The sequence below is a fragment of the Cellulosimicrobium composti genome, assembly GCF_009711085.1.
GTDB classification, from domain to species: domain Bacteria; phylum Actinomycetota; class Actinomycetes; order Actinomycetales; family Cellulomonadaceae; genus Cellulosimicrobium; species Cellulosimicrobium composti.
Map to the genome: position 1 here is coordinate 17,518 of NZ_WMKA01000026.1, position 26,935 is coordinate 44,452.

General features: G+C 76.5%; 24 protein-coding genes. 12 read left to right on the forward strand and 12 right to left on the reverse strand.

The window, feature by feature from the left end:
- Positions 1 to 32: 32 nt before the first annotated feature.
- The 5 genes from GJV82_RS11790 to GJV82_RS11810 all read right to left on the reverse strand — a co-directional run bounded on the left by GJV82_RS11790 (position 33) and on the right by GJV82_RS11810 (position 6,822).
- Complete coding sequence (locus tag GJV82_RS11790; protein WP_318657569.1) at positions 33 to 956, reverse strand: pentapeptide repeat-containing protein; 924 nt, start codon at positions 954 to 956, stop codon at positions 33 to 35.
- A gap of 119 nt (positions 957 to 1,075) precedes the next feature.
- Positions 1,076 to 3,094, reverse strand: coding sequence for an acetate--CoA ligase (acs, locus tag GJV82_RS11795; RefSeq protein ID WP_318657570.1), 2,019 nt, complete (start codon positions 3,092 to 3,094; stop codon positions 1,076 to 1,078).
- Positions 3,095 to 3,335: 241 nt separating this feature from the next.
- Complete coding sequence (locus tag GJV82_RS11800) at positions 3,336 to 4,151, reverse strand: TrmH family RNA methyltransferase (RefSeq protein WP_318657571.1); 816 nt, start codon at positions 4,149 to 4,151, stop codon at positions 3,336 to 3,338.
- 11 nt (positions 4,152 to 4,162) lie between these two features.
- A complete protein-coding gene (locus tag GJV82_RS11805; protein ID WP_155099366.1) occupies positions 4,163 to 5,620 on the reverse strand; it encodes an NAD-dependent malic enzyme in 1,458 nt (485 codons plus the stop codon).
- A gap of 383 nt (positions 5,621 to 6,003) precedes the next feature.
- Positions 6,004 to 6,822 (reverse strand): HAD family hydrolase, encoded by an 819-nt coding sequence (locus GJV82_RS11810; protein ID WP_231492759.1) that lies wholly within the window; start codon positions 6,820 to 6,822, stop codon positions 6,004 to 6,006.
- Between the two features lie 212 nt (positions 6,823 to 7,034).
- Between GJV82_RS11810 and ssd the strand changes: the two genes are divergently transcribed.
- The 7 genes from ssd to GJV82_RS11845 all read left to right on the forward strand — a co-directional run bounded on the left by ssd (position 7,035) and on the right by GJV82_RS11845 (position 11,647).
- Positions 7,035 to 7,751 (forward strand): septum site-determining protein Ssd, encoded by a 717-nt coding sequence (ssd, locus tag GJV82_RS11815; RefSeq protein WP_155099367.1) that lies wholly within the window; start codon positions 7,035 to 7,037, stop codon positions 7,749 to 7,751.
- Entirely contained in the window at positions 7,748 to 8,989 is a 1,242-nt protein-coding gene (locus GJV82_RS11820; RefSeq protein ID WP_318657572.1) for a TadA family conjugal transfer-associated ATPase, read from the forward strand. Before ssd ends, GJV82_RS11820 begins: the two co-directional genes overlap by 4 nt.
- Positions 8,980 to 9,630, forward strand: coding sequence for a hypothetical protein (locus GJV82_RS11825; protein WP_155099368.1), 651 nt, complete (start codon positions 8,980 to 8,982; stop codon positions 9,628 to 9,630). The genes GJV82_RS11820 and GJV82_RS11825 overlap by 10 nt, the downstream gene beginning before the upstream one ends.
- Positions 9,627 to 10,241, forward strand: coding sequence for a type II secretion system F family protein (locus GJV82_RS11830; protein WP_155099369.1), 615 nt, complete (start codon positions 9,627 to 9,629; stop codon positions 10,239 to 10,241). The genes GJV82_RS11825 and GJV82_RS11830 overlap by 4 nt, the downstream gene beginning before the upstream one ends.
- Before the next feature lie 177 nt (positions 10,242 to 10,418).
- Positions 10,419 to 10,625, forward strand: coding sequence for a DUF4244 domain-containing protein (locus GJV82_RS11835; protein ID WP_024838955.1), 207 nt, complete (start codon positions 10,419 to 10,421; stop codon positions 10,623 to 10,625).
- Between the two features lie 132 nt (positions 10,626 to 10,757).
- On the forward strand, positions 10,758 to 11,138 hold the full coding sequence (locus GJV82_RS11840) for a TadE family type IV pilus minor pilin (RefSeq protein ID WP_318657573.1): 381 nt from the start codon (positions 10,758 to 10,760) through the stop codon (positions 11,136 to 11,138).
- Positions 11,135 to 11,647 (forward strand): Rv3654c family TadE-like protein, encoded by a 513-nt coding sequence (locus GJV82_RS11845; protein WP_024838953.1) that lies wholly within the window; start codon positions 11,135 to 11,137, stop codon positions 11,645 to 11,647. Before GJV82_RS11840 ends, GJV82_RS11845 begins: the two co-directional genes overlap by 4 nt.
- Before the next feature lie 123 nt (positions 11,648 to 11,770).
- On the opposite strand, the gene GJV82_RS11850 is transcribed toward GJV82_RS11845, so the two are convergent.
- Positions 11,771 to 14,263: a DEAD/DEAH box helicase gene (locus GJV82_RS11850; RefSeq protein WP_318657574.1), complete on the reverse strand. Its 2,493-nt coding sequence runs from the start codon at positions 14,261 to 14,263 to the stop codon at positions 11,771 to 11,773.
- A gap of 103 nt (positions 14,264 to 14,366) precedes the next feature.
- Between GJV82_RS11850 and GJV82_RS11855 the strand changes: the two genes are divergently transcribed.
- The gene (locus tag GJV82_RS11855; protein WP_115941937.1) at positions 14,367 to 15,014 is read left to right on the forward strand and encodes an SRPBCC family protein; all 648 of its coding nucleotides are present in this window, start codon (positions 14,367 to 14,369) and stop codon (positions 15,012 to 15,014) included.
- A 106-nt stretch (positions 15,015 to 15,120) separates the two neighbouring features.
- Here the strand turns inward: GJV82_RS11855 and GJV82_RS11860 are convergent, their stop codons facing one another.
- The 3 genes from GJV82_RS11860 to GJV82_RS11870 form a co-directional block, all read right to left on the reverse strand.
- The gene (locus GJV82_RS11860) at positions 15,121 to 16,509 is read right to left on the reverse strand and encodes a M18 family aminopeptidase (RefSeq protein ID WP_404812971.1); all 1,389 of its coding nucleotides are present in this window, start codon (positions 16,507 to 16,509) and stop codon (positions 15,121 to 15,123) included.
- A 139-nt stretch (positions 16,510 to 16,648) separates the two neighbouring features.
- Positions 16,649 to 17,536, reverse strand: a complete 888-nt coding sequence (locus GJV82_RS11865) for a hypothetical protein (RefSeq protein WP_155099371.1) — start codon at positions 17,534 to 17,536, stop codon at positions 16,649 to 16,651.
- Positions 17,533 to 18,150: a sigma-70 family RNA polymerase sigma factor gene (locus GJV82_RS11870; protein ID WP_155099372.1), complete on the reverse strand. Its 618-nt coding sequence runs from the start codon at positions 18,148 to 18,150 to the stop codon at positions 17,533 to 17,535. The genes GJV82_RS11865 and GJV82_RS11870 overlap by 4 nt, the downstream gene beginning before the upstream one ends.
- Before the next feature lie 249 nt (positions 18,151 to 18,399).
- Between GJV82_RS11870 and GJV82_RS11875 the strand changes: the two genes are divergently transcribed.
- Positions 18,400 to 20,715 (forward strand): sodium-translocating pyrophosphatase, encoded by a 2,316-nt coding sequence (locus tag GJV82_RS11875; protein WP_155099373.1) that lies wholly within the window; start codon positions 18,400 to 18,402, stop codon positions 20,713 to 20,715.
- Positions 20,716 to 20,912: 197 nt separating this feature from the next.
- Here GJV82_RS11875 and GJV82_RS11880 read toward each other — a convergent pair whose 3' ends face one another.
- The 3 genes from GJV82_RS11880 to GJV82_RS11890 all read right to left on the reverse strand — a co-directional run bounded on the left by GJV82_RS11880 (position 20,913) and on the right by GJV82_RS11890 (position 23,629).
- Entirely contained in the window at positions 20,913 to 22,250 is a 1,338-nt protein-coding gene (locus GJV82_RS11880; RefSeq protein ID WP_155099374.1) for a hypothetical protein, read from the reverse strand.
- 165 nt (positions 22,251 to 22,415) lie between these two features.
- Complete coding sequence (locus tag GJV82_RS11885; RefSeq protein ID WP_024838945.1) at positions 22,416 to 22,661, reverse strand: hypothetical protein; 246 nt, start codon at positions 22,659 to 22,661, stop codon at positions 22,416 to 22,418.
- A complete protein-coding gene (locus GJV82_RS11890) occupies positions 22,658 to 23,629 on the reverse strand; it encodes a hypothetical protein (protein ID WP_024838944.1) in 972 nt (323 codons plus the stop codon). Before GJV82_RS11890 ends, GJV82_RS11885 begins: the two co-directional genes overlap by 4 nt.
- Positions 23,630 to 23,854: 225 nt before the next feature.
- Here GJV82_RS11890 and GJV82_RS11895 point away from each other — a divergent pair, with 225 nt between their 5' ends.
- From GJV82_RS11895 to GJV82_RS11905, 3 genes are all read left to right on the forward strand, one after another.
- A complete protein-coding gene (locus GJV82_RS11895) occupies positions 23,855 to 24,499 on the forward strand; it encodes a hypothetical protein (RefSeq protein WP_155099375.1) in 645 nt (214 codons plus the stop codon).
- Between the two features lie 119 nt (positions 24,500 to 24,618).
- On the forward strand, positions 24,619 to 25,143 hold the full coding sequence (locus tag GJV82_RS11900; RefSeq protein WP_155099376.1) for a hypothetical protein: 525 nt from the start codon (positions 24,619 to 24,621) through the stop codon (positions 25,141 to 25,143).
- Positions 25,144 to 25,298: 155 nt separating this feature from the next.
- Positions 25,299 to 26,930 carry a DUF7059 domain-containing protein gene (locus tag GJV82_RS11905; protein ID WP_155099377.1) on the forward strand — a complete coding sequence of 544 codons (1,632 nt, stop codon included), beginning with the start codon at positions 25,299 to 25,301 and terminating at the stop codon, positions 26,928 to 26,930.
- Positions 26,931 to 26,935 lie beyond the last annotated feature (5 nt).

Below are 26,935 nucleotides of genomic sequence, written 5' to 3' on the forward strand. Positions count from 1 at the left end.
CTCCGACCGAGGTCGGCGCCGATCTCGGACGCTCAGTGCCGGAGAGCCGCCGGGAGGGCCGTGCGCTCGTCCCGGCGGACGGCGCCCGCCTGCGCCGGGGTGAGGAAGAGCGCCTGCGAGAGGTCGGTGCCGCGCGCGTCCGCGCCGCGCAGGTCCGCGCCCAGCAGGTCGACGACGTCGAGCCGGGACCCGCGCAGGTCGGCGCCGAGGAGCAGCGCGCCGCGCAGGTCGGCGCCCGTCAGGTCGAGCGCGCGCAGGTCGGCCCCCACGAGGTCCGCGCCGGGCCGCAGCCGACGGCGGACGGCCGGCGACGGCTCGACGAGGGATCGGGGGCGGGGCGCGGACGCACGGCCGCCCGCGGTGGCCGACGCCCGGGACCCCCGCCGGGAGCGCGCCGCGTCGCGGACCAGCGCGCCGGCGCGGTCGATCAGCGGGCCGACCTCGCGGCGCACGGCACCGACGTCGAGCGCGAGCAGGTCCGCCGGGGCGAGGGCCGCGAGGGCCGCGGTCCGGTCGAGGGCCCGCCGGGCGTCGTCGTGCATGGGCGCGGCCGCGTCGAGGGCGAGCACCTCGGTGAGGTACCACAGGAGCTCGTGGAGCTGCGTGACGACGGGCAGCGCGGCGAACGCGTCGCGCGCGGCGGCGGGGTCGTCACGCCAGGTGGCGCCGTCGTGGGCCGCGCGCACGGCGGCGGTGACGCGTTGCCCGGCCCCGAGGCAGTCGTAGGCGACGCAGCCGGGGAACCCGGACTCGCGCAGCCGCGAGTGGATGCCGCAGCCGAAGTCGCCGCGCAGGTTCGGGCAGGGCGTACCGGCGGGCTTGTCGATCGCGAAGTCGGCCGACCGCACGAGGTGCAGGCCCACGCAGCACAGCGCGGTGCAGCGCGCGCAGTCGCTGTGCAGGTCGAGCTGCTCGACCAGGAGGGTGCGGGCGCCGGGCGCGGGAGGAACGGGCACCCCCCGACGCTACGTCCTCCGCGCGCGCCCGGGCACCAGGACCGCGTCCGACGAGGACGGGGCTGGCGACCGGCTCCCGCAGGAACCGGTCGCCGACCCCGTGGTCGACGCGCGGCCGGTCAGTCCTCCGAGGAGGACGGCTTCTGCAGCCCGGCCGAGATGAGCTCCATCACGGACGAGTCCGCGAGCGTCGTCGCGTCGCCGACGGTGCGGTTCTCCGCGACGTCGCGCAGCAGGCGGCGCATGATCTTGCCGGACCGCGTCTTCGGCAGCTCGGGCACCACGAGGATCCGCTTCGGCTTGGCGATCGGGCCGATCTCCTTGGCGACGTGGTTGCGCAGCTCGGTCTGCACGGCCGCGGCGCCGTCGGCGTCCGCCGCCCGGTCCGCGTGCTCGCCGCGCAGGATGACGAACGCGACGACGGCCTGGCCCGTGAGGTCGTCGCTCGCGCCGACGACCGCGGCCTCGGCGACGATCTCGTGCGAGACGAGCGCCGACTCGATCTCCGTCGTGGACAGGCGGTGGCCGGAGACGTTCATGACGTCGTCGACGCGGCCGAGCAGCCAGATGTCGCCGTCCTCGTCCTTCTTGGCGCCGTCGCCCGCGAAGTAGATGCCGGGGAACCGGGACCAGTACGTGTCCGTGAAGCGCTGGAGGTCGCCCCAGATGCCGCGCAGCATCGACGGCCACGGCTCGGACAGCACGAGGTACCCGCCGCCGCCGTTCGGCACGGCGTGCGCCTCGTCGTCGACGACGTCCGCGACGATGCCCGGCAGCGGCACCTGGGCCGAGCCCGGCTTCGCGGCCGTGACCCCGGGCAGCGGGGAGATCATGATCGCGCCCGTCTCCGTCTGCCACCACGTGTCGACGATCGGCGTGCGGTCCCCGCCGATGACGCGGCGGTACCACATCCACGCCTCGGGGTTGATCGGCTCGCCCACCGAGCCGAGCACGCGCAGCGACGACAGGTCGAACTTCGCGGGGATCTCCTCGCCCCACTTCATGCACGCGCGGATCGCCGTCGGCGCGGTGTAGAGGATCGAGACCTTGTACTTCTCGACGATCTCCCACCAGCGGCCCTGGTGCGGCGAGTCGGGCGTGCCCTCGTAGATCACCTGCGTCGCGCCGTTGAGCAGCGGGCCGTAGACGACGTACGAGTGGCCGGTGACCCAGCCGATGTCGGCCGTGCACCAGTAGACGTCGGTCTCGGCCTTGAGGTCGAAGACGTTGCGGTGCGTGTACGCGGCCTGCGTGAGGTACCCGCCGGTGGTGTGGAGGATGCCCTTGGGCTTCCCCGTGGTGCCGGACGTGTAGAGGATGAACAGCGGGTGCTCGGCCTCGACCCACACGGGCGTGTGCGTCGTGTCGGCGGACTCGAGCGCGTCGTGCCACCACACGTCGCGGCTCTCGGTCCACGCGGTGTCCTGGCCGGTGCGGCGCACGACGAGCACGTGCTCGACCGTCGTCGGCTCGGCGCCCTCCTTCGGGGCGAGCGCCTCGTCGACGGCGGGCTTGAGGGCGGACGGCGCGCCGCGGCGGTAGCCGCCGTCGGCGGTGATGACGACCTTCGCCTCGGCGTCGGCGATGCGGCTGCGCAGCGCGTCGGCGGAGAAGCCGCCGAACACGACCGAGTGCGGGGCGCCGATGCGCGCGCACGCGAGCATCGCGACGACGGCCTCGACGATCATCGGCAGGTAGATGACGACGCGGTCGCCCGTCTCGACGCCGAGCGCCGCGAGCGCGTTCGCGGCGCGCGCGACGTCGCGCTGGAGCTCCGCGTAGGTCACGGTGCGCGTGTCGCCCGGCTCGCCCTCGAAGTGGATCGCGACGCGGTCGCCGAGGCCGGCCGCGACGTGGCGGTCGACCGCGTTGTACGCGGCGTTGAGCGTGCCGTCGGCGAACCAGCGCGCGACGGGCGCCTGCGACCAGTCGAGCGTCTCGGTGAAGGGCGTCCGCCACGTGACGAGGTCGTTCGCCTGCCGCGCCCAGAACGCGAGCCGGTCGGCGCGCGCCTCCTCGTACAGCTCGGGCTTCGCGTTCGCCTGCGCGGCGAACTCCGGGCTCGGGGGGAAGCTCCGGGTCTCGTGGAGGAGGTTCTCCAGCCCGGTCTGAGCGGTGGTGGACTCGTTCTCTGGCACGCTGACCTCCGGTGCGCATCGACTCTGGTGCGGTCCCGCCGGCCGCGGGCCACCCGGGGGCGACGTGACGGTTCGACGGTACGACGGGGTGGGCGGCCTCACGACCGGGGCCCCCGACCTGGCGAGTGTAGACCCGTCCCGGTGAGGGTCGTCACACGCGTCCGGAGTTCGGAGGGACCGCTCGCAAAACGGGCGGCCGGGGCGACCACGAGCGACGCCGGGGGGCCCGCGGGGGCGGCCGTCAGGCGCGGGCGCGCCGCTGCCGGACCGCCTCGTACAGCACGACGGTCGTCGCGCTCGCGGCGTTGAGCGAGCTCGCCGAACCGAGCATCGGGATGCTCACCATGACGTCGCACGCCTCGCGCCAGCCTGCGCTGAGCCCGGTCGTCTCGTTGCCCGTGAGGACGAGCGTCGGCCCGGTGAGGTCGTGCTCGGCGAGCTCGACGTCGCCGTGCTCGTCCGTCCCGAGCAGGGTCAACGGGACCCCGGCGGAGCGCTGCGCGTCGACCCACGCGAGCACGTCGCGCCCGGCGGGGACGCGCACCGTCGGCACGGAGAAGATCGAGCCCGTGCTCGCGCGCACGGCCCGCGGGTCGTACGGGTCCGCGGCGTGGCCGGCGACGACGAGGCCCGCCCCGCCGAACGCGTCGAGCGAGCGCGCGACCGTCCCCACGTTGCCGGGGCTGGTCGGACGGTCGAGCACGACGCCGAGGAAGTCCGCGCCCACGGTGCCGCCGCCGATCCGGCGCAGGTCGTCGGGCGGCGTCGCGACGACGGCGAGCAGCTCGGGCGCCTCGTCCTCCTTGCCGCCGAGCTCGCGCATGAGGTCGGTGGACACGGCGTACCGCTTCGCCCGGACCCGGTCGAGCATGGTGTGCGCCCACGACGACAGCGACCGGTCGGCGTCGACGAGCCAGGTCCGCACCGTCCAGCCCGACTCGACGGCGAGCGTGATCGGCCGGACGCCCTGGACGACCATCTCGCCCGCGCGGTGGCGCTTGGTGCGGTTGGTCAGCAGCGCCTCCCACTGCTGGAACGCCGCGTTGCGGGTGGTCACGCGCTGCACGCTCAGGCCTCCGGGGTCGTGGTGGGCGCGACGCGCGGCAGGCTGCCGGTCGGCGGGGCGGGCTCGGCCGCGCCCGCCTCCCGCGCGGCCGCCTCGACGGCGGCGGCGACGAGCGTCGTCACCTCCGGGTTGAACACGCTCGGGATGATGTACGTCGGGTTGAGCTGGTCCTCGTGGATCGCGGACGCGAGCGCCCGTGCCGCCGCGAGGAGCATGCCGTCGGTGATCCGGTGCGAGCGCGCGTCGAGCAGGCCGCGGAACACGCCGGGGAACGCGAGCACGTTGTTGATCTGGTTCGCGAAGTCCGACCGCCCGGTGCCGACGATCGCCGCGTGCTCGGCGGCCTCGACCGGGTCCACCTCGGGCCGCGGGTTCGCCATCGCGAACACGATCGCGCCGGGCGCCATGCGCGCGACGTCGTCGCCGGTGAGGACGTCGGGCGCGGAGACGCCGATGAACACGTCCGCGTCGACGACGGCCTCGCGCAGCGTGCCCGTCACGCGGCGCGGGTTGGTGTTGACCGCGGTCCACGCGAGCGACGGCGACAGGCCCGGGCGGCCGGGGTGCACGACGCCCTCGACGTCCGCGACGACGACGTCGTGCGCGCCGGCGGCGAGGAGCAGCTTGAGCACCGCGGTCCCGGCGGCGCCCGCGCCCGAGAGGACGATCCGCACGTCGGGCAGCTCCTTGCCCACGACCTTGAGCGCGTTGGTCAGCGCGGCGAGCGCGACGATCGCGGTGCCGTGCTGGTCGTCGTGGAACACGGGGATGTCGAGCTCGGCCCGCAGCCGCGCCTCGATCTCGAAGCAGCGCGGCGCGGAGATGTCCTCGAGGTTGATGCCCGCGAACACGGGCGCGATCGCCTTGACCGTGCGCACGATCTCGTCGACGTCGGTCGTGTCGAGCGCGATGGGGAACGCGTCGATGTCCGCGAACCGCTTGAACAGCGCGGCCTTGCCCTCCATGACGGGCAGCGACGCGAGCGGGCCGATGTCGCCGAGGCCGAGCACGGCCGACCCGTCGGTGACCACCGCGATGGTGTTGCGCTTGATCGTGAGCCGCCGCGCGTCGTCGGGCGTGGCCGCGATCGCCTCGCACACGCGCGCGACGCCCGGGGTGTAGATCATCGACAGGTCGTCGCGGTTGCGGATCGGCACCTTGGACTCGATCTTCAGCTTGCCGCCCAGGTGCAGCAGGAACGTGCGGTCCGAGACGCGGTCCACGACGACGCCCGGCAGCGCGCGCAGCGCCTCGACGATCTGCCCGGCGTGCTCCTCGCCGCGCGTCGCGACCGTGACGTCGACCGTGATCCGCTCGTGGCCCGACGCCGTGACGTCGAGCGCGGAGACGATGCCGCCCGTGTGCTCGATCGCCGTCGTCAGCTCGCTGACGGCGGTCGGCCGGGCCTCGACCTGCAGTCGGACGGTGATGGACGAGGACACGCTCGGCGCTGAGGTCATGGGGACCAGTATCGCGCGCCGGGCACGACGACGGCGCCCCGCGAGGAGCGCCGTGCCGCCAGCATCGCGGCGGTTATCAGGCGTGCAACGTGTCCGCTGCAACGGTGCGGGGTGGCCGCCGTGGCCGGGTCCCCGCCCGGTCAGCGAGTCCCTACGGGGACCACCGGCGCGTGGGTACCGCCGCGATGCTGTTGTCCTTCCATGACAGCCCCGGTGCGTGCCGCGCGCAACCTCTCGCGGGGTACTTCCACAGCGTGTTCTAGCGCGTTCGAACAGTCCCGTGCAGTTGGTCCGGGAGGTCCGGATCGGGCACCCCGGCACGGGGACGACGACGTCCCGCGGGTCGGTCGGGCGGGCGTCTCCGGCGCGCCGGCGCGGGCTCCTCAGGCGCGTCGGCGACGGCGCAGCGCGCGCCACACGAGCCACCCCGCGACCGCGAGACCGACGACGCCCGCGGCGGCCAGCACCGGCGTCCGGGCCGCGAGGTGCGAGCGCAGCGCGACGGGGCGCGAGAACGTCAGGGCGCCCCACCCGTGCTCGGCGGCGAGCCGGCGCAGCGCCCGGTCGGGGTTGACGACGAACGCGTGCCCGACGACGCCGAGCATCGGGGCGTCGGTCACGGAGTCGGAGTAGGCGTAGCTCGCCTCGAGGTCGTACCCCTCGCGCTCGGCGAGCTCGCGGATCGCGACGGCCTTGTTCTCGCCGTACGCGTAGAAGTCGATCGCGCCCGTGTACCGGCCGTCCTCGACGGCCATGCGCGACGAGATGGCGTGGTCGGCGCCGAGCACGGCGGCGATGGGCTCGACGACCTCGCTGCCCGAGGCGGACACGATGACGACGTCGTGCCCGTGCTCGTGGTGGGACTCGATGAGCTCGACCGCCTCCGCGTACACGACGGGGTCGATGTGCTCGTGCAGGGTCTCCTCGACGATGCGGGAGACGGTGGCGACGTCCCAGCCCGTCACGAGGTTCGACAGGTGCGCGCGCATGCGCTCGGTCTGGTCCGCGTCGGCCCCGCCCACCATGAACAGGAAGTGCGCGTAGGCGCTGCGCAGCACGTCACCGCGGTTGATGAGCCCACCCGCGAAGAACGGCCGGGAGAACGCCGCGGCCGACGACGTCGCGATGATCGTCTTGTCGAGGTCGAAGAACGCGGCGACCCGTCCGGCGGGCTGGTCCGTCGAGTCCGGGAGGGGGGTCACGATCGCGAGCCTAGCCGCGGAACCGGGGCGTCCACAGGAGCGCTCGCCGACGGCGCGCTCCCCAGCCTCCGCGGGTGTCGTTCCGGTTCGTGGTTCGGGCGCGGCAGGGTGGCGGTCGTCGGGGACGGGCGCGGCAGGGTGGCGCGGTCGGCCGGGAGCGGGCGTGGCCGCCGTCGGCGGGCGTGCGTGCGGGGACGAAGGGGGCGGACACGATGGGCGGAGCGGTCGTGGCGGTGGTGGGTGCGCGCGGCGGCGCCGGGGCGAGCGTGGTCGCGGCGTCCCTCGCGCGGGCGGCCGCCCGGCGGCGCGCGCCCTTGTGCCTCGTGGACCTCGCGCTCGTGGGCGGCGGGCTCGACGTGCTCCTGGGCGTCGAGCAGGACCCGGGCGTGCGGTGGCCCGACCTCGCCGACGCGCGCGGCCGGCTCGACGGCGAGGACCTGCTCGCGCGGCTGCCGCGGTGGGGCCCGGTACCGGTCGTGAGCACCGAGCGCGGCGGCGGCCCCGAGCCCGCGGCGCTCGCGGACGTCGTCGCGGCGCTCGCGGAGGTCACGGCCGCGCGGTCGGGCCTGCTCGTGCTCGACGTCGACCGGGCGGCCCTCGGGACGGGCGCGGCGGGCGCCGCGCTCCTCGACGCGTGCGACGAGGTGCTCGTCGTGACCCCGCTCGACGTGACCGGGGTCGCAGGTGCCGCCGCGGTCCGCGACCACGTCGCCGGTCCGGCGGCGCTCGTGCTGCGCCGGCCCGCGCCGGGTCGGCTCGCGCCCGCCGAGGTCGCCGAGGCGGTGGGCCTCGACGTGGCCGCGACCGTGGGGTGGGACCGCACGCTCGCCGGCGCGGTCGAGCGCGGGCAGGGCCCGTGCGTGGGGCGCGGCGCCGTCGTGCGCGCGGGCCGGGAGCTCGCGGCCCGCTACGCGGGGCGGGGACGGTGAGCCCGCGCGCGACGTCGCCCGGCCCGCCCGGGCGGGGACGCGAACCGCTGCTCGACGGCGTCCGCGACCGTCTCGTGCGGGCGGCCGCCGGTCCTGGCCCGGGACCGGGCGCCACCGCGGGGGAGACGCCCGACGACACGGCGGTCGCCGACGCCCTGCGCGCGTCCGGTCGCGTGCTCGGCTCGACGGCCCTGCGCGAGCTCACCCGCACGGCGCACGCCGAGATCTTCGGCGCCGGGCCGCTCCAGCGGTTCCTCGACGAGCCGGGCGTGACCGACGTGCTCGTCAACGGGCCGGACGACGTGTGGGTCGACCGCGGCGCCGGGCTCGAACGGGCCGACGTCCCGCTCGGCGGGCCCGACGCCGTGCGCGCCCTCGCGGTCCGCCTCGCCGCAGCCGGGGGCCAGCGCCTCGACGACGCCGCACCCGTGGTGGACGCGCGCCTGCCCGACGGCACGCGGCTCCACGCCGTCGTGGCGCCCGTGTGCGCGGCGGGCGCCGTCATCTCGTTGCGCGTGCTGCGCACCCGCACGTTCGGGATCGCGGACCTCGTCGCGGGCGGCACCGTCCCGCCCGCGTGGGAACGGCTCCTGCGCGGCCTCGTCGCGCGCCGCGCGAGCGTGCTCGTCTCGGGCGGCACCGGCACCGGCAAGACGACGCTGCTCGCCGCGCTGCTCGCGCTCGTCCCGCCCGACGAGCGCATCGTGTGCGTGGAGGAGGCGCGTGAGCTCGACCCGGACCACCCCCACGTCGTGCCCCTCACCGCCCGCAGGCCCAACGTCGAGGGCGCGGGCGGGGTCGACCTCGCCGACCTCGTGCGCGCCGCGCTGCGCATGCGGCCCGACCGGATCGTCCTCGGCGAGTGTCGCGGCGCCGAGGTCCGGGAGGTGCTCATGGCGCTCAACACGGGACACGAGGGAGGGCTCGCGACGATCCACGCGAACGACGTCGAGGTGGTGCCCGCGCGGCTCGAGGCGCTCGCCGCGCTCGCCGGGATGGACCGCGCCGCGGTCGCCGCACAGGCCGTCGGCGGTCTGGACGTGGTGCTGCACCTGCGCCGCGTCCGAGTCGAGGGCACGACGAGGCGGGTCCTCGCGCGGATCGGGGTCGTGCGCGGCGACGAGCGCGGCGGCCTGCACGTCGACGTCGCGGCGTCGTGGGACGGCGGCACCGCGCCCGAAGGGTCGGGTCCCGAGCCGGGGCCGGCGTGGGGCGAGCTCGTGGGCCGATGGTCGTGACGGTCGTCGGTGTCCTCGTCGCCGTCGGGGTCTGGTGCGCGACGGCCCGCGGCGGGCGGTCGGCGCGCTCCGTCGTCGGCCCGGCTCCACCGCACGCCCGTCGCCCGTTCCTGCGCCGGAGGGTGCGCGCCCGGGCGGTGCCCGAGCTCGTGCGCGTCGTCGTGACGCAGGTCGGGTCGCTCCTGCGGACCGGCGCGGCACCCGGGGTCGCGTGGCAGCGGGCCGTCGGGGTGCGGGTCGACGCCCAGGGCGTGCCGCGGGTCGCCGACCTGGCACCGCACGTCGGCGGCGTCGGGACCGCGCGGGCGCTCGTGGCCGCGTGCCGGCTCGCGGTCGAGGTCGGCGCCCCGCTCGCGCCGGTGCTCGACGAGGTGGCCGGTTCCGTGGCCGCGGACGCCGAGGCGCGAGCGGAGCGCGAGGCGGCGCTCGCGGGGCCCCGTGCGACCGCGCGCGTGCTCCTGTGGCTCCCGGGCGTCGGGGTCCTGCTCGGCTACGTGCTGGGTGCCGACCCGCTCGGGACCGCGACCGACGGCGGCCTCGGCACGGCGGGAGTCCTGCTCGGGCTCCTGCTGCTCCTCGCGGGCCGAACCTGGTCGGTGCGCCTCGTCGAGCGGGCGCGCGCCGCGGGGGACGACCGATGACCGCGCTCCTCCTGGCCGCGTGCGTCCTGGGAGCGACCTTGCCGTGGTGGGCGGCGCGCTCCGCGGTCGGGCGGCGGGCCGCCCTGGTCGCGCGGAACCCGGATGCGGCGGGCAGGTCCGCGCTCACGGACGGGGGCGCACCCGGGCACGGGTCGCGACGCTCCACGGGCACCGCCGAGCCCGCGATCGAGACGGGAGTGCTCCTCGAGCTTCTCGCGGCGGCGGTCGGGTCGGGCGCCGCCGTGCCGCGTGCGCTCGAGGTCGTCGGGACGTGCGTCGGCGGGCGCGACGGCGTCGCGCTGCGAGCGGCGGGTGCCGCGCTGCTCCTCGGGGCGTCGTGGGACGGCGCGTGGGCTGGGGCCCCGGCCCGGCTCGGCGTCGTGCAGCGCGCGCTGCGCCCGGCGTGGGTGCACGGCGCCGCGCCCGCCTCGTCGCTGCGCGCGGCGGCCGAGGCGTCGCGGCAGGACCGGACCGGGGCGGCGAAGGCCGCCGCGGCGCGGCTCGCCGTGCACCTCGTCCTGCCGCTCGGCACGTGCTTCCTCCCGGCCTTCGTGCTGGTCGGGCTCGTGCCCGTCCTGCTGTCCCTCGGCGCCGGTCTGCTCGGCGGGTAGGCGGCGCGGGCACGAGCCCGGGCGGCGTCGTGCGCCCGGCCGCCGTTCCCGTCCACATGCCGCAGGCACACCGGACCGCTCCACAGGCTGCCGGCGCGGGGCTGCGGGAGCGGCGCCCGAGCCGCCACGGTGGGTCCGTTCGCCCGCGACCGCGGGCCGAGAGAGGGGAGAGGCGAGATGACAGGACACGCTCGGCGCGCGCTCGCGCGCCTGACGGGGACGAGCACCGGCCAGGACGGCGAGGCGGGCCTGGCCACCGCGGAGTACGCCATCGCGACGGTCGCGGCGGCGGGCTTCGCGGGGCTGCTCATCGTCGTGCTGAAGAGCGGCGAGGTGCGCGAGCTCCTGCTCGGCATCGTGCGTAGCGCGCTCTCGCTGGGCTGAGCCGTGCGACGGGACGACGCGACGCGCGACGCTCGGCGTCGCACGCGGGCCGGGCGACGGCTCGGGCGCTCCACCGGCCGTCGGCAGCACCGGGTACCTCCGGTGTCGGCGCTCCGGCGAGTCGCGCACCCGGTGACCGGCGCCCGGACGCGCGCACCGCGCGGCCGGGACGGCGCGGACGGCGAGCGAGGTGCGGTCACGGCCGAGCTCGCCGTGGCCCTGCCCGCGGTCGTGCTCGTCCTCGTCGTCGTCCTCACTCTCGCCGCGGCGGCGGGCGCCCAGATGCGCTCCGCCGACGCGGCGAGGGCTGCCGCGCGGGCCGCGGCCATCGGCGAGGACGACGCGGCGGTGCGGGCGACCGCGCTGCGCGTCGCGGGGGACGGCGCGACGGTCGACGTCTCGCGCGGGGACCCGTGGGTCGAGGTGCGGGTCACGACGCCCGTCGTCGGCGGCTGGCTCTCCGGCTCGCCGCTGCGCGCGAGCGGTGACGCCGTCGCCTGGGTCGAGCCGTGAGCGCGCGGCCCGTCACGGTCCCGGGCCGGGGCCGAGCAGCCGGGGACGGTCCCGAGCGAGGAGGACGCCGCGTCCGGCGGGGTGACCTTGAGCGGGGAGGTGGCCGCGTCCGGCGGGGTGACCCCGAGCGGAAAGGTGGCCGCGTCGGGAGCGGTGATCCCGAGCGGGGAGCGGGCACGGTTCTCGTGCTCGGGATCGTCGCCGTGGTCCTCGTGCTCGCGCTCGGTCTCGCGTCGCTCGCGCGCGCCCAGGCCGCACGCGGGGCGGCGCAGACCGGGGCCGACCTCGCGGCGCTCGCGGCGGCCTCCGCCGCCCGGGACGGCTGGGACCCGTGCGCACGAGCGCGCGAGGTCGCGCCGCGCAACGGCGTCGTCGTCACGGCGTGCGCCGAGCAGGGCGCGGGCGTCGTCCGCGTCGACGTCGAGTCGAGCGCGGGCGTCACCGTGCTCGGCGTCGCGCTGGGCCGCGCGGCCGCAGCCGCGCGCGCCGGACCCGCGAGCGCGCGGTGACGGGCTTACGCCGCACGGGTGTGGGCGGCCACGGCGTCGAGGAGACGTGCCGTGCCGGTGCCGGTGCCGGTGCCGTGCGGGCGTGGGCGAGCCACGGCGTCGAGGAGACGTGCGGTGCCGGGCCTATGCCGTGGGGGCGTGGGCGAGCACGGCGTCGAGCAGACGCACGGCGGCGGCCTTCTCCAGCGGGGCGTTGTACGACCCGCACTTGGGCGACTGCACGCACGCGGGGCAGCCGTCGTGGCAGGGGCAGCGGGCGATCGCGTCGCGCGTCGCGCGCAGCCACGTCGCGCCGAGCTCGAACCCGCGCTCGGCGAACCCGGCCCCGCCGGGGTAGGCGTCGTGGACGAACACGGTGGCCTCGCCGGTGTCGGCGTGCAGCGCGGTGGAGACGCCGCCGAGGTCCCAGCGGTCGCACGTCGCGAGGAGCGGGAGCAGGCCGATCGAGGCGTGCTCGGCGGCGTGCAGCGCGCCCGGGAGCTCGTCCGCGTCGACGCCCGCCTCCTCGATCACCGACGCCGGCACGGTCCACCACACCGCCATCGTCGGGAGGGTGCGCTCGGGCAGGTCGAGGAGCTCCGTCCCGAGCACCTGCATGTCGGGCACGCGACGGCGCTGGAAGCTCACGACCTGGGAGCACACGTCGACCGGCCCGTAGCCCCACCCGATCGGACCCCACCGGCGCTCGACGACCTCGCGTCCCGCCGCGACGTCGCCGTCCGCGGGGTCGTCGACGATCGTGATGGACGTCGTCGAGCGCGACCACGTGCCGTAGTCCACGTCCCGACGGCGCACGAGCGCGACGTGGTCGGCGAGGTCGAGGTGCTCGACGACGTAGGTGCGGCCCTGGTGCACGTACACGGCGCCGTCGTGCACGGACCCGTCCGCAGACGCGGCGTCGACCGTGCCGAGGAGCCGACCGGTGTCGGCCTCCGCCACGCGCACGGGTGCGCCGCCCGAGCCGCGCAGGTCCGTCATGCCCGACGCGGGCTGCGCGTGCGTCCAGTACCAGCCCGACGCGCGGCGGCGCAGGGCGCCGCGCGCGACGAGCACGTCGAGCAGCCCGCGGACGGCCTGCGGGTCGCCGAACGCGCGCAGGTCGTCGGTGCGCAGCGGGACCTCGGCCGCGGCCGCGCACAGGTGGGGCGCGAGGACGTAGGGGTTCGCGGGGTCGAAGACCGTCGCCTCGAGCGGTGCGTCGAAGACCGCCTCGGGGTGGTGCACGAGGAACGTGTCGAGCGGGTCCTCGCGCGCGACGAACGCGACGAGCCCGTCCGCGCCCGCGCGTCCGGCGCGGCCCGCCTGCTGCCACACGGACATGCGCGTCCCGGGCCAGCCCGCGATGAGCACGGCGTCCAGGCCGGAGATGTCGACCCCGAGCTCGAGCGCGTTCGTCGTCGCGAGCCCCAGCACCTCGCCCGTGCGTACCGCGTCCTCGAGCTCGCGCCGCTCCTCGGGCAGGTACCCGCCCCGGTACGCCGCGACGCGCCGCACGAGGCGCGGGTCGACGACCCGCACGCTGTCCTGGGTCTGCACGGCGACGGACTCCGCGCCGCGCCGCGACCGGGTGAACGCGAGCGTGCGCGCGCCGGCGATGACGAGGTCCGCGAGCAGGTCGGCGGCCTCGGCGGTCGCGCTGCGCCGCGGGTGCTCGGGCGCCTCGGCCGCGACGGCGGGGTCGTCGTCGCGGTCCTCCGCCGGGTCCGGCCCCGCCTCGAAGCCGACGACCTCGGGCGGCTCCCACAGCGCGAAGGTCTTGCGGCCCGCGGGCGAGGTGTCGCGCGCGACGGTCACGACGTCGTCGGGCTCGACGCCGACGAGCCGAGCGGCGCTCGTCGCCGGGTCGGCCGACGTCGCGGACGCGACGACGAACGTGGGAGGGCGGTCGCCCTCGCGCGCGTAGTGCGCGGCGAGGCGGCGCAGGCGCCGGAGCACGAGCGACACGTGCGCACCGAACACGCCCCGGTACGCGTGGCCCTCGTCGACGACGACGTAGCGCAGGTCCCGCAGGAGGCGCGCCCAGCCGCGGTGGTTCGGCAGGAGCGCAAAGTGCAGGAAGTCGGGGTTGGTCAGCACGACGTCGGCGTGCTCGCGGACCCACCGGCGCTCGTCCTGGCCCGTGTCGCCGTCGCACGTCGCGACGCGCACGTCGCGCGTGCCGGCGGCGTCGAGGAGCCGCTGGAGCCCGGCGAGCTGGTCGGCCGCGAGCGCCTTCGTGGGCGAGAGGTAGAGCACAGCGCCGCGCCGTGCGACCGACTCGATGCGACCGGGGTCGAGCACGCGCGCCGCCGCGTCGGCGCGGACGGCCGTGAGCGCCGGGAGCCAGAACGCGAGCGACTTGCCCGAGCCCGTGGAGGTCGCGAGCGCGACGTGCCGGCCCGACCACGCGGCGTCGGCGGCCTCCACCTGGTGCTCCCAGGGGCGCTCCACGCCGAGCGCGCGGTACCCCGCGACGAGCGACGCGTCGGCCCACGCGGGCCACTCGCCCTGGGTGCCGGGGCGCGCGGGCAGCTCGCGCACGTGCCGCAGGCGCTCGTCGCGACGCCCGCCCGCGCGCAGCACGTCGAGCAGCGTCGCGCTCGTCGGTCGCAGGGTGGGGGCGGGGGCGTTCGGCACGCCTCCGAGTCTCCCACCTCCGGCCCACGCGTCGGCCGAGGACCGTGCCGCGCGGGACCTCCGGCCCTCGCGCCGTGCTCACGGCCCGTCGCACGATCGGGGCATGGGGACGAGGCACGGGTTCCGGGCTGCGGCGACGGCGGCGTCCGCCGTCGGCGCGCTCCTGCTCACGCGCCGCCTGACCCAGACGTGGGGCACGTGGGTGGGCGAGCACGAGTGCGTGCTCCCTGGTGACGACCTCGTGCCCGAGGCGGGCGCCGTCGTCGCGACGCGGGCGGTGACGGTGGACGCGCCACCCGCCCGGGTGTGGCCGTGGCTCGTGCAGATCGGCCAGGGCCGCGGCGGCTTCTACTCGTACGACGTGCTCGAGAACCTCGTCGGGCTGGGGATCCGCAGCGCGGACACGGTCGAGGAGCGGTGGCAGGCGCTCGCGGTCGGGGACGAGGTGCGTCTCGCCGACGAGGTGGCGCTGCGCGTCGCGCTGCTCGAGCCGGGGTCGCACCTCGTGCTGCTCGGTGCCCCGGAGCCGGGGAAGGCGGCGGTGATGCCGTTCCGGTTCTCGTGGGCGTTCGTGGTGCGTGCGCTCCCGCCGGGGGACGACGGCCGGGCCCGGTCGCGGCTGATCGTCCGTGAGCGCTACGCCCCGCGCGGGGTCGTGGGGCGCGCCGTCGTCGAGGCCGTGCAGCCCGTGAGCTTCCTCATGACGCAGAGGATGCTGCGCGGGGTCCGCGCCCGTGCCGAGCGGAGGTGAGGGCCGCCGACCACGCGGTCGTGGCCGCACGACCATGCGGTTCTTGCCCGTCCGGTGCTCGGGACGGGTCACAACCGCATGGTCGGCGGGTGGGGGCGGGAGCCCGTCAGCCGCGGAAGACCTCGACCACGGCGCGCGTGAGGTACCACGGGTCCACGACGGCGGTGAGCTCGCGCGCGGAGTGCATCGAGAGGATCGGGACCCCGACGTCGACCGTGCGGACGCCGAGGCGGGTCGCGGTGAGCGGACCGATCGTCGAACCGCACGGGACGGTGTTCCTCGACACGAACTCCTGGCTCGGCACCCCGGCCCGGGCGCACGCGCGGGCCCACGCCGCGGCGCCGTGCGCGTCGGTCGTGTACCGCTGGTTCGCGTTGATCTTGAGGATCGGCCCGCCGCCCGCGAGGGGACGGTTCGCCGGGTCGTGCCGCTCGGGGTAGTTGGGGTGCACGGAGTGCCCGACGTCGCTCGACACGCACAGCGACGACGCGAGCTGCCGGTGCCGCTCCTCCTCCGTGCCGCCGAGGCCGGCCGCGACGCGCGCGAGCACGTCGGCGAGGAACGGGCCCGACGCGCCCGAGCGCGACTCCGACCCGATCTCCTCGTGGTCGAACGCGGCCAGCACCGGGATCACGGAGCCCTCGACGGGCCGGTCGGGCGAACCGGCGACCTCGAGGAGCGCGACGAGCCCCGCGTGGACGGACAGAAGGTTGTCGAGCCGCCCGGACGCGAGGAACGCGTCGTGCGCGCCGAACACGCGGGGCGACTGGGTGTCGGCCACCACGACGTCGTAGCCCGTGACGTCGCTCGCGCGCACGCCCGCGTGGTGCGCGAGCTCGGCGAGCACGTCCCCGCCGCTCGGCCCACCGGCGGTGTCGGAGCCCGCGGGGCCGTCCGCCGAGGCGAGCCCCCACACGGGCTGGGTGTGCTGCTGCTTGTCGAGCGTGAGCCCGTCGTTCGCGGCGCGGTCGAGGTGGATCGCGAGCTGCGGGATGCGCAGCAGGGGGCCCGTGCGCACGAGGTGCTCGGCGCCGTCGGCCGTGACGAGGCGACCGGCGAGCTCGAGCTCGCGGTCGAGCCACGAGTTGAGCAGTGGCCCGCCGTAGATCTCCACACCTGCCTGCCACCAGCCCTCGCGGCCCACGCTCGGGCGCGGCTTGAGCTTGAACCCGGGGGAGTCGGTGTGCGCGCCGAGGACCGCGAACGGCGTCGTCGGGCTCGCGCCCGCGGGCACGGCCCACGCGATCACCGCGCCGTCGCGCACGACGACGTACCGTCCGCCCGCAGGCCCGTCGCCCTCGGCGTCGCGCACCCTCGGCCACGCCGCGGTCTCGTCGAGCCGCTCGAAGCCCACGGCCTCGAGGCGGCGCGCGACCTCGTGCGCCGCGTGGTACGACGACGGCGACGCCTCGACGAACGTCGCGAGGTCGTGCGCGTGCGCGAGGGCGCGGTCGCGCAGGGCGGGGTCGGTCACGGGGGTGCTGGGCGTCGACACGTGCCCCACCCTACGCACGCGCGGGAACGGCGCGTCGTCGCGCCACCGTCCCGGACTCGGTCGGAGACGAGCCCGGGACGGTGCGCCGCAGCGGAACGCGTCGGGGACGGAGGCGGGACGACGGTCGGACCTCTGGGACCTACTCCCCGTCGCCCCCGCCCGGCTCCTCGGACGAGGGCTCGACGACGAACGGGACGGTCTCCGACACGAGCCAGCCGTCGAACAGCGGCTCGTCGGGGCCGGGCGACGTGACGGGCTCGCCCCAGGCCCCGTCGCGCTCCAGCGCGTAGGACGACACGACCCACGGGACCACGGCGGCGAGCTCGTACTCGCCGGGGAGCAGCGACGGCGCGTGCGAGGCGACGCCCTCCGGGTCGCACAGGGCGAACGAGTCCACCGCGCTCCCCACGTCCAGCACCTGGCCCTCGTCGAGCCGCACCGGGTCCACGGGCTCCTGGTGGTACGACACGGTCGACGACACGACGACGCCGTCCTGGAGGATCACGTACCCGGCGCGGGCGACCGGGTCCAGCACCTCGGCCCGTGCGTCGTCGGCGACCGTGAGGTGCGCCGCGACGTCGACGAGGCGCAGGGACTCGACCGAGACCGCCGCGGCGTCGACGCTCACCGTCGCGAGCAGGTCGGGTCCCGTGGCCGCCGGGGCGGGCGCCTGGCACAGGAGCGAGTCGCGGGTGACCGGGCTCGGGAACGCCGCCCGGTGCGTCGGGTCGGGGCTCGGCTCGGGCTCCGGGGTCGTCGTCGGGTCGGGGCTCGGTGCCGGAGCGGGCAGGACCGGTCGCGGGTCGTCGTCGTCGGCGAGCACCGCGCTCGCGCCGACGCCGACGGCGGCGACGGCCAGCACGGCGGCCGTGCCGACGAGGACCGCGCGGCGGCGTCGGGCGTGGCGCACCCCGCCCGCGACGCGACGCGCGGCCGTCTCGTCGTCCGTGCGGGGCGTGACCTCGTCGGCGACCGCGCGCAGCAGGACGTCGAGGTCGAGGGGGCCGGAGGTCTGGGGGCGGTTCATCGCGCACCTCGCGGGGTCGTCGGGGCTGGCGGGGTCGACGGCGGTGCGGGCGGGGACGACGACGCGCGGGTCCGTGCGGTCGACGGTCGCACCGGTGCGACGGGCAGGTCGTCGCCCTCGTCCGCGCGGAGCGGGCCGAGGCGCGCCGCGAGCTTCGCGTTCGCGTCGCTGAGGTACCGCTTGACGGTGCCCTCGCTCAGCCCGAGGCGCTCCGCGACGTCCCGGACGGGCAGGTCGGAGTAGTACCGGAGCACGACGCACGCGCGCTCCCGGGGGGACAGGACCGCGAGCGCCTCGACGACGTCGACCCGCGCCTCGACCGCGGGCTCGGCCGGGGCGCTCGTTCCGGGCGCGGCGAGCAGGTGCCGCACCCCGTCCCAGCGCCGGCGCCGGCGGGTGCCGTCGAGGAAGACCGTGAGGACGGCGCGCCGCACGTAGCTCTCGGCGAGCGCGAAGTCGGTCGCCGCGCGACCCGTGCGGAACGTGCGGTAGAGGGCGTCCTGGACCAGGTCCTCCGCCGCCGGGACGTCCCCCGTGAGCAGGTAGGCGTACCCCACGAGCGCTCGCCGCCGTGTGCGGACGATCTCGTCCAGCACCTCTTCCCAGTGCGCCATCGCGCCCGCCCCTCTGCTCGTGGATCGGCTCTCGACCGTCTCAACGAACGGGTCGCGGGTCCGGTTGGGGGTGAAGTCTCCACCCCGGTGCGCCCGGGGCCCCGGATCGCGCGCGGCACCGCGCGCCAGTGGCGCGCTTGTGACATCGCGCACGAGTGGTCGTGACGTGTCTCACACGTGCGTAGACTCACCCCCATCGCTCCGGCAGGGGCCCGGTGCGGTGGTCGTCGCAGTCGTCAAGGAGGACGGATGCTCACGCTCGGTTCGGACAGTCTCACCATCGTCGCCGTCATCGCGGTGATCGCGCTCGTGGCTCTCGTCTTCGCGTTCGTGCTGCGCAGACAGGTCCTCGCCGCGGACGACGGGACGGCGAAGATGCAGGACATCGCCCACGCCGTGCAGGAGGGCGCCGGGGCCTACCTGAACCGCCAGTTCCGCACGCTCGCGCTGTTCGCCGTCATCGTGTTCGGTCTGCTGTTCCTCCTGCCGGGTGACGGCGGGATCCGCGTGGGGCGCTCGGTCGCGTTCCTCGTGGGCGCGGGGTTCTCCGCGGCGATCGGCTACCTCGGCATGTGGCTCGCGGTCCGCGCCAACGTGCGCGTCGCGTCCGCCGCGACCCGGCCGGGCGGCCGCACCGAGGGCGCGCGCATCGCGTTCCGCACGGGCGGCGTCGTCGGCATGTCGGTCGTGGGCCTCGGCCTGCTCGGCGCGGCAGGCGTCGTGCTCGTCTACAAGGGCGACGCTCCGGCAGTGCTCGAGGGCTTCGGCTTCGGCGCCGCGCTGCTCGCGATGTTCATGCGCGTCGGCGGCGGCATCTTCACCAAGGCGGCCGACGTCGGCGCCGACCTCGTGGGCAAGGTCGAGCAGGGCATCCCCGAGGACGACCCCCGCAACGCCGCGACGATCGCGGACAACGTGGGCGACAACGTCGGCGACTGCGCGGGCATGGCGGCCGACCTCTTCGAGTCGTACGCCGTGACGCTCGTCGCGGCGCTCATCCTCGGCAAGGCCGCGATGGGCGAGGAGGGCCTCGTCTTCCCGCTCGTCGTCACCGCGCTCGGCGCGCTCGTCGCCGTCCTCGGCGTCTTCATCACGCGCGTGCGCGGCCAGGAGAACGGGCTCAAGGCGATCTACCGCGGCTTCTACCTCTCGGCGCTCATCGGCGCGGTCCTCGCGGCGGTCGCCGCGTTCGTCTACCTGCCGTCGTCGTTCGCGGCGCTCGACGGGACCGCGGACCTCGGCGACCTCTCGGGGATCGCGGCCGACCCGCGCGTCGTCGCGAGTCTCGCGGTCGTCATCGGGATCGTCCTCGCGGGCATCATCCTGTGGATCACGGGCTACTTCACCGGCACGACGTCGAAGCCCACCCTCCACGTCGCCGCCACGTCGCGCACGGGTGCGGCGACCGTCGTCCTGTCCGGCATCGGCGTCGGGTTCGAGTCCGCGGTGTACACGGCGGGCGTCATCGCCGCCGCGATCTGCGGTCTGTTCCTCCTCGCCGGGGGCTCGGTGTGGCTCGCGCTGTTCCTCGTGGCGCTCGCGGGCTGCGGCCTGCTCACCACGGTCGGCGTCATCGTCGCGATGGACACGTTCGGCCCCGTCTCGGACAACGCGCAGGGCATCTACGAGATGTCGGTGGGCGAGGCTGGCGACGGCGACGCGGAGGCCGCGCAGATCCTCACCGACCTCGACGCCGTCGGGAACACGACGAAGGCGATCACGAAGGGCATCGCGATCACGACCGCCGTCCTCGCGGCGACCGCGCTGTTCGGCTCGTACGCCGACGCCGTGAGCCACGCGCTCGCCGACGTCACCGAGCGCGGCAGCGGCCTCGTCACGGCGATGCTCGACTACCAGATCATCTCGCCGATCACCCTCGTCGGCGTGATCCTCGGCGCTGCGACCGTGTTCCTCTTCTCGGGCCTCGCGATCGACGCCGTGACGCGCGCGGCCGGCGCGATCGTGTTCGAGGTGCGCCGCCAGTTCCGCGAGCACCCGGGCATCATGACGTTCCAGGAGCGTCCCGAGTACGGCAAGGTCGTGGACATCTGCACGCGCGACTCGCTGCGCGAGCTCGCCACGCCGGGCCTGCTCGCCGCGTTCGCGCCCATCGCCGTGGGCTTCGGCCTCGGCGTCGGGCCGCTCGCCGGGTTCCTCGCGGGCGCGATCGGCGCAGGCGTGCTCATGGCGGTGTTCCTCGCGAACTCGGGCGGTGCGTGGGACAACGCGAAGAAGATCGTCGAGGACGGCGCGTACGGCGGCAAGGGCTCCGAGGCGCACGCCGCGACCGTCATCGGCGACACCGTGGGCGACCCGTTCAAGGACACCGCGGGCCCGGCGATCAACCCGCTCATCAAGGTGATGAACCTCGTGTCCGTGCTCATCGCGCCCGCCGTGGTGCTCATGAGCGTCCCGGCGGACGCGAACCACGCGCTGCGCATCGGCATCGCCGTGGTCGCGGCGGCGATCGCGTTCGGCGCGGTCGTCATGTCCCGGCTGCGCGCCGCGCGCGTCGACCGCGAGCAGACGACGGTCGAGCCGGAGAGGGTCGTCACGGGAGCCTGACCGGTCCCCGACCTGCGCGACGGAGGGCGCCCGGGACACCCCGGGCGCCCTCTCTCGCGCTCGTCCTCGCACACGCCCCGCGCTCACGCGTCCTCGCATACGTCCCGCGTCAGCGCTCGTCCTCGCGCTCGCCCCGCGTGAGCGCTCGTCCTCGTCCTCGTCCTCGCCCTGACCGCGGCCGACCGCGGCCGCGCCGGTCAGGGCCAGGCGTCGCGCCAGGCGGCGAGGAACACGTCGCCGTCGATCCGGGTCGGGTACGTGATCTCCTCCGGCTCGGGGTCCGGCCCCGCGGCGAACCGCACCGCGAACGCGCCGCCCGCCCGGACCTGCACCGGCGTCCCGGCGGGCACCCGGACGGCGAGCTCGCGCGCGAGCGTCGCGACGTCGTCCTCCGTCAGCGTCGACTCGGCGAGCTCGGCGTCGACCCGGTCCTGCGTGGCGAGGCGCACGAGGGCCGGCACGGCGGCGCCGAGGTCGCGCACCTGGGCCGCGGTGAGCGCGCCCGTCTCGTGCCCGGCGACGACCGCCCGGAAGACGCGCGGGGCCGGCACGTCCGCGGGTGCCGCGGCGTCGCTCGTCGCCACGACCGACCCCAGGGCGGCGGCGTCCGGGTCGTCGGCGAGGTCGTGCTCGAGCGCGGCGGCCGCCTCCACGTCGCGCGTGCGGACCTCGATCCCGTCCGCGCCGACCGTGACGGCCACGACGTCGGGGCGCGCCTCGAGGGTCCGCGCGAGGTCGAGCACGCGCGCGGAAGTCTGCGCGTCCGTCCCGTCGACCGCGACGCCGCCGCCCTCGACCACGAGCTCGCGCGCGAGACGCGGCGCGGCGCGGCGCGCGAGGGCCCGCGCGTCGGCGATGTCGGCAGAGTCCGCCACGCGGAGCTCGACGCGCGGGGGCGTCGTCTCGAGATGCGCCCCCGTGACGCCGAACCGCTCGTCGACGGCACGGAACGCGGCGAGCGCGTCCGTCGGGTCGTCGCCCGCGCCGACCACGGCGGCGAACGACCCGGCCCGCACGTCGACGGCCGCGTCCGCGAGCGGCTCCAGGTCACCACCGGGCGTCGCGAGGTCCTCGACGAGGTCCGCGAAACGGGTCGGGTCGTCCAGGTCGACGTCCACGCCGCGCACGCCGAGCTCCGCCGAGACGAGGCCGGGCTCGACGCGCAGGCCGTGCCACAGGTCGAGGACCGCGTCGTTGGCCTCGCGGTCCGGGCGCGCCCCGAGCCGCACGTGCCCGACCTCGAGCGTCGCGTCGACGCCGCCGTGCTCGCGCACGTACCCGCCGAGCGCGTGGAGGAGCTCGGCGACCCGCTCGTCGGGCGTGCCGGCCGCGACGACGACCGTCCCGTCCGCGGTCCCGGAGAAGGGCAGGTTGTTGGCGCCGGACGCCGAGACGTCGGACACGTCGGGCGTGCCCTCCCAGTCCGCCTCGAACTGCCGTGCCTTCGCGGTGCCCGCGTTGACCGCGCAGCCCGCGAGGACGGCCGCCGCCGCGCCGACCGGGACGGCGCGCTTCCTCGGGGTTCGCGTACGCATCCCGCGAGCCTACGAGACGGCGACGGCCCTCGGGCGCGGGGGCGGGGACCCGCGCCCGAGGGCCGTCGTCGCTCCCGGGGCCGTCGGGTGCGCCGCCGTCGGGTGCGTCGCTGTCAGCTGCGCCACCGTGGGGTGCAGCCCCGACGGTGCGGCGTCGGTCCGGTGCTACGAGGACCCGCGCCGGCGCCCCAGGAGGACGCGCAGGACGACGTACGGCAGGAGCACGGCCCCTCCCGCGGCGAGCCACTGCCCCTCCGCGGCGGCGCACAGCGCCGCGGCGGCGACGGCGCCGGACGTGGTGACGGTCGTGACCGACCTCGGCTCCTCCCGCTGCTCGGCCGCGTGCTGCGACCACGCGACGAGGATCCCGAGCGCGCCGCACAGCAGGAGCCACAGGTTGGTCTCGGTCATCGGCAGTACCTCCCCGCCTCGGAGCCCGCGTACGGCTGCCACACGTTCACACGGTCGACGTAGTACACGAACTTGATGCACCGTCCCTCGTTGTACCAGAGGCGCGCGTAGAGCGAGCCCGCCTGCGCCATGGCGCCGATCGCCTTGGCGACGGCGTGCGGGACCAGCCCTCCGACGAGCGCCACGACCTGCGCTCCGTCGGCGAGCCGGCGCGTCTCGTTGCGGTTGAAGTACACGGTGGTGTTCCACCAGGTCTTGGTCACCTTCGGGTCCGCGACGACGGGGTAGGTCGTGCCGGGACCGGTCGTGATCGTCTGGACGATCGTGTCCCCGCGGACGGTGTACGCCGTGCTCAGCGGTGCGCCGTCGGCGTCGGTCGCCCACGGCGCGCCGACCTCGCCGACGGTCACGGCGACGCCCGGGGCGACCTCCTGCACGAGCTCGACGGTGCCGTCCGGACCCGGGACCGGCGTGACGCCGTCCCCGAACGCGTAGGTGAACTCGTGCGGGTCGTCGGGGCCCGGCGTGATGGTCTGGATGCGGACCGAGCCGTCGTCGAGGACCTGCACCGCGGCGTGGGCCCCGCCGTCGACGGCGGGGTAGACGATCGTGCCGTCCGAGGCGACCTCGCCGTCGCCGGTGGTGACCTCCGCCGGGAGCGACACCTCGAGCGCGGGCGACGGCTCCGACGCGGACTCCAGGAGCACGGGCCGGTCCGCGTCGAGCGGGACGGTGGCGTCGACGCTGGAGGCCCGGGCGACGACCGTCGCGTCCTCCCGCGTCCCGGACAGGACCCGGCCCTGGTCGGGCGCGACGTCCGCGATGAGGTCGGCGGTGGCCTCGGTGCGGTCCGGGGCGGGGTGTCCGGGCCGGACCGCGCCCGCCGAGGCGCTCGTCGCCCCGACGGAGAGCAGCAGGGCGGTACTGAGTCCGACGGCGACGACGGAGGTGGCAGGACGAGCAGGCATGTGTTTCCCCCTGGGTGCGTGAGTGCGGAGGCACCGGGCTGGTGCCCCCGTCGGTTCGTGCTACGTAAAAGTAGCATCACGGTCGCCCGCCCGGTGCCGAGCATGTCGTGGTAGCCCGACCAGGCCGCGAGCCGGGAGACAACCGCATGGTCGGCGAGGGCGGTATGGCGGAAAGTGCGGTTCGGGTGGTTCGTCCCGGGCGCCGGAGGCGTCATCATGGGGACCATGCGATCTCCGGTGCGCGTCGTGGCCCACGCCGCGGTCCTCGCCGTCGTCGCGGGGACGTGCCTGGCCGTCGTCGCGAGCGGGGCGTTCGACGTCGTGTCGCTCCCCGCGGCCGCGCCCGCCGCCGCGCCGCCCGCACCGAGCGCGGGACCGGGCGACGACGCCGCCCCGGCCGGCACCGGTCCGGACACCGAGGCCGGCGCGGACGACGGGACCTCCGGGGGCGACCCCGGCGCGGACGACGGCACGGGTGTCGACGACGGCACCGCGGACGACGACGGTGACGGCGCGGCGGACCCCACGGAGCCCGACCCTCGGTGCCGCGAGGCCGAGGTCGCGTGGGGCGCCGCGGCCAAGGCGCAGGTGAACCTGACCGTCGAGCACCCCGAGGCGCTCGTGGACGGGTTCACGACGGCGCGCGACACGCTCGCCGGGGCGTCGCCGCCCGACGAGATCGCGCGGGACTGGGCCGTCGTGACGACCTACCTGACGATGATCGCGGACGAGGTCGAGGCGACCGGGTCGGGCGACACGGACGAGCTGTCCCGGGCGATCGACCGCGTCGGGCGACGTATCGACACGGGCGCGCTGACGTCGTCGTCCCAGGCCGTGACGGACTTCTTCCGGGCGGGCTGCACGCGCTGAGCGGCCCGACCACCACCCGCGTGCCGCGGGGCCGCCGTGGCGTGCGACACATGGGGAGCGGTCCCCACCTGGGCGGTTCGGGGGAGCGCGCGGCTCCGCGGTAGGAAACGATGGGTGTCATGAGCAACCGACTGACGACCCTGAAGACCACGACCGCCCTGGCGACGAGCGCCCTGCTCGTGCTGGGCCTCGCCGCGTGCGGCGGCTCGGGCGACGACGCGAGCACCGACACCGAGACCACGACCGAGGAGTCGACCCCGACCGAGGACGAGTCCTCGGCGTCCGACGAGCCGACCGAGGAGGAGTCCGGCGACGTCGAGGCGTCGGGCGACTTCTGCACCGCCTACCAGGCGCTGCTCGACGCGCAGAGCACCCTGGGCGCGATCGACACGAGCGACCCCGACGCGGCCGTCGTCCAGTTCGAGACGTTCACCGCGTCGCTCGAGGCCGCCGAGGCGCCGGCCGAGATCAGCGCCGACTGGGACACGGTGACGGGCGCGTTCCGCCAGCTCTCCGACACCCTGGAGGCGGCGCAGGAGGACCCGGCGAACGCCGACATGTCCGGGATCACGTCGATCATGACCGACGAGGAGTTCCAGACCTCGGCGCAGAACGTCGCGGTGTACGGCACGCAGAACTGCTGACGTCCCGACCGCACCCCGGACCCCGGCCCGCCTCGGCGCGCCGGGGTCCGGTGCGTCCGGTGCCGTCCGGTGCCGTCCGGGGCGCCCCGCGCGACCGAGCGCGCCCGCCTCCTCGCCGACCGGCCCGACCCGCGCGCATCGGCCAGGATGGACCCATGCCTGCCGACGCCGCCCCCACCTCGTCCCCGCCCGCCGGCCCGACGCCGCCCGGTGCCGGGCTCGCGCCCGCCGACCTCGCGGCGGCGGCGGCGACGCTCCGCGACGACCTCGCCGAGGCCGGCTTCACGGTCGACGGCGTCGAGCGCGTGCTCGGCCCGGTCGCCGCGGCCGCGCTCCACCGCGAGCAGGCCGTGCCCGCGCGCCGTGCGCTGCGGGACCGCCACGGCGACCCGGCGGCCGCGCTCGCGACGCTCTTCCTCCTCGGCGGGGAGATCCCGCGGCGCGCGCTCGACGCCGCGCTCGCGAGGACGGGATCCGACGGCGCGCACCGCCTCGGGATCGTCGAGGCCGCGGGTGCGGGGGACGACGACGCCGTGCGGGCCGTCGTCGACCTGCGCCCCTACGCGGCGTCCGACGCGGCGGGGCCGGTCACGTGGTGGCTCTCGTCCGACCTCGGCGAGCTCGCGACGGGGCGGCGGCTCGCGCCCGACCACGTGCTCGGCGCGGGCGGGGCGTCGCTCACGCTCGCGCAGGTGACGGTCCGCACCCCGGTCGGGCGCGTGCTCGACCTCGGGACGGGCTGCGGCATCCAGGCGCTGCACGCCGCCCGGCACTCCCGCGCCGTCGTCGCGACCGACATCTCGCGCCGCGCGCTCGGCTTCGCCGCGTTCAACGCCGCGCTCGACGCGCCCGCCCCGGCCGACGGCGAGCACGGCGCGGCGATCGAGCTGCGTGAGGGGTCGATGCTCGAGCCCGTCGCGGGCGAGCGGTTCGACCTCGTCGTCTCCAACCCGCCGTTCGTCATCACGCCGCGCGCCGCGGGCGGCGCGCTGCCCGAGTACGAGTACCGCGACGGCGGGCGCGCGGGCGACGACGTCGTCCGCGACCTCGTGACGGGCGTCGGGGCGGTGCTCGCGCCCGGGGGCGTGGCCCAGCTCCTCGGCAACTGGGAGCACCGCCGGGGCGTGCCGTGGGACGAGCGCGTGGGCGCGTGGCTCGACGAGGCGGGCCTCGACGGGTGGGTCGTGCAGCGCGAGGTGCAGGACCCGACCCAGTACGCGGAGACGTGGATCCGCGACGGGGGCACGACCCCGGAGCGCGAGCCCGACGCGTGGGCCGCCGCGTACGGCGCGTGGCTCGACGACTTCGCGACGCGCGACGTCGAGGGCGTCGGGTTCGGGATCGTGACCCTGCGCCGGCCGCTCGACGGCGGCCGCCCGACGCTGCGCCGGCTCGAGGAGCACACGGGCTCCGTGCGGCAGCCGCTCGGCGGGCACCTCGCGGCCTCGCTCGCGGCGCACGACTGGCTCGCGGCCCGCGACGACGCGGCGCTCGCGGCGGAGCGGCTCGCCGTCGCGGCGGACGTGACGGAGGAGCGGTTCCACGCCCCCGGCGCGCCGGACCCGAGGGTCGTGCTGCTGCGGCAGGGCGACGGGCTCGGCCGGGCCGTCCAGGCGTCGACGGGTCTCGCGGCGCTCGTGGGCGCGAGCGACGGCGAGCTCACCGTCGGGCAGCTCGTGGGCGCGATCGCCGCGCTCTTCGAGGTCCCGGCCGACGACCTCGCGGGCGACCTCCTCCCGGCCGTGCGGGGCCTCGTGCGCGACGGCTTCCTCGCGCCCGCGCCCTGACCGGC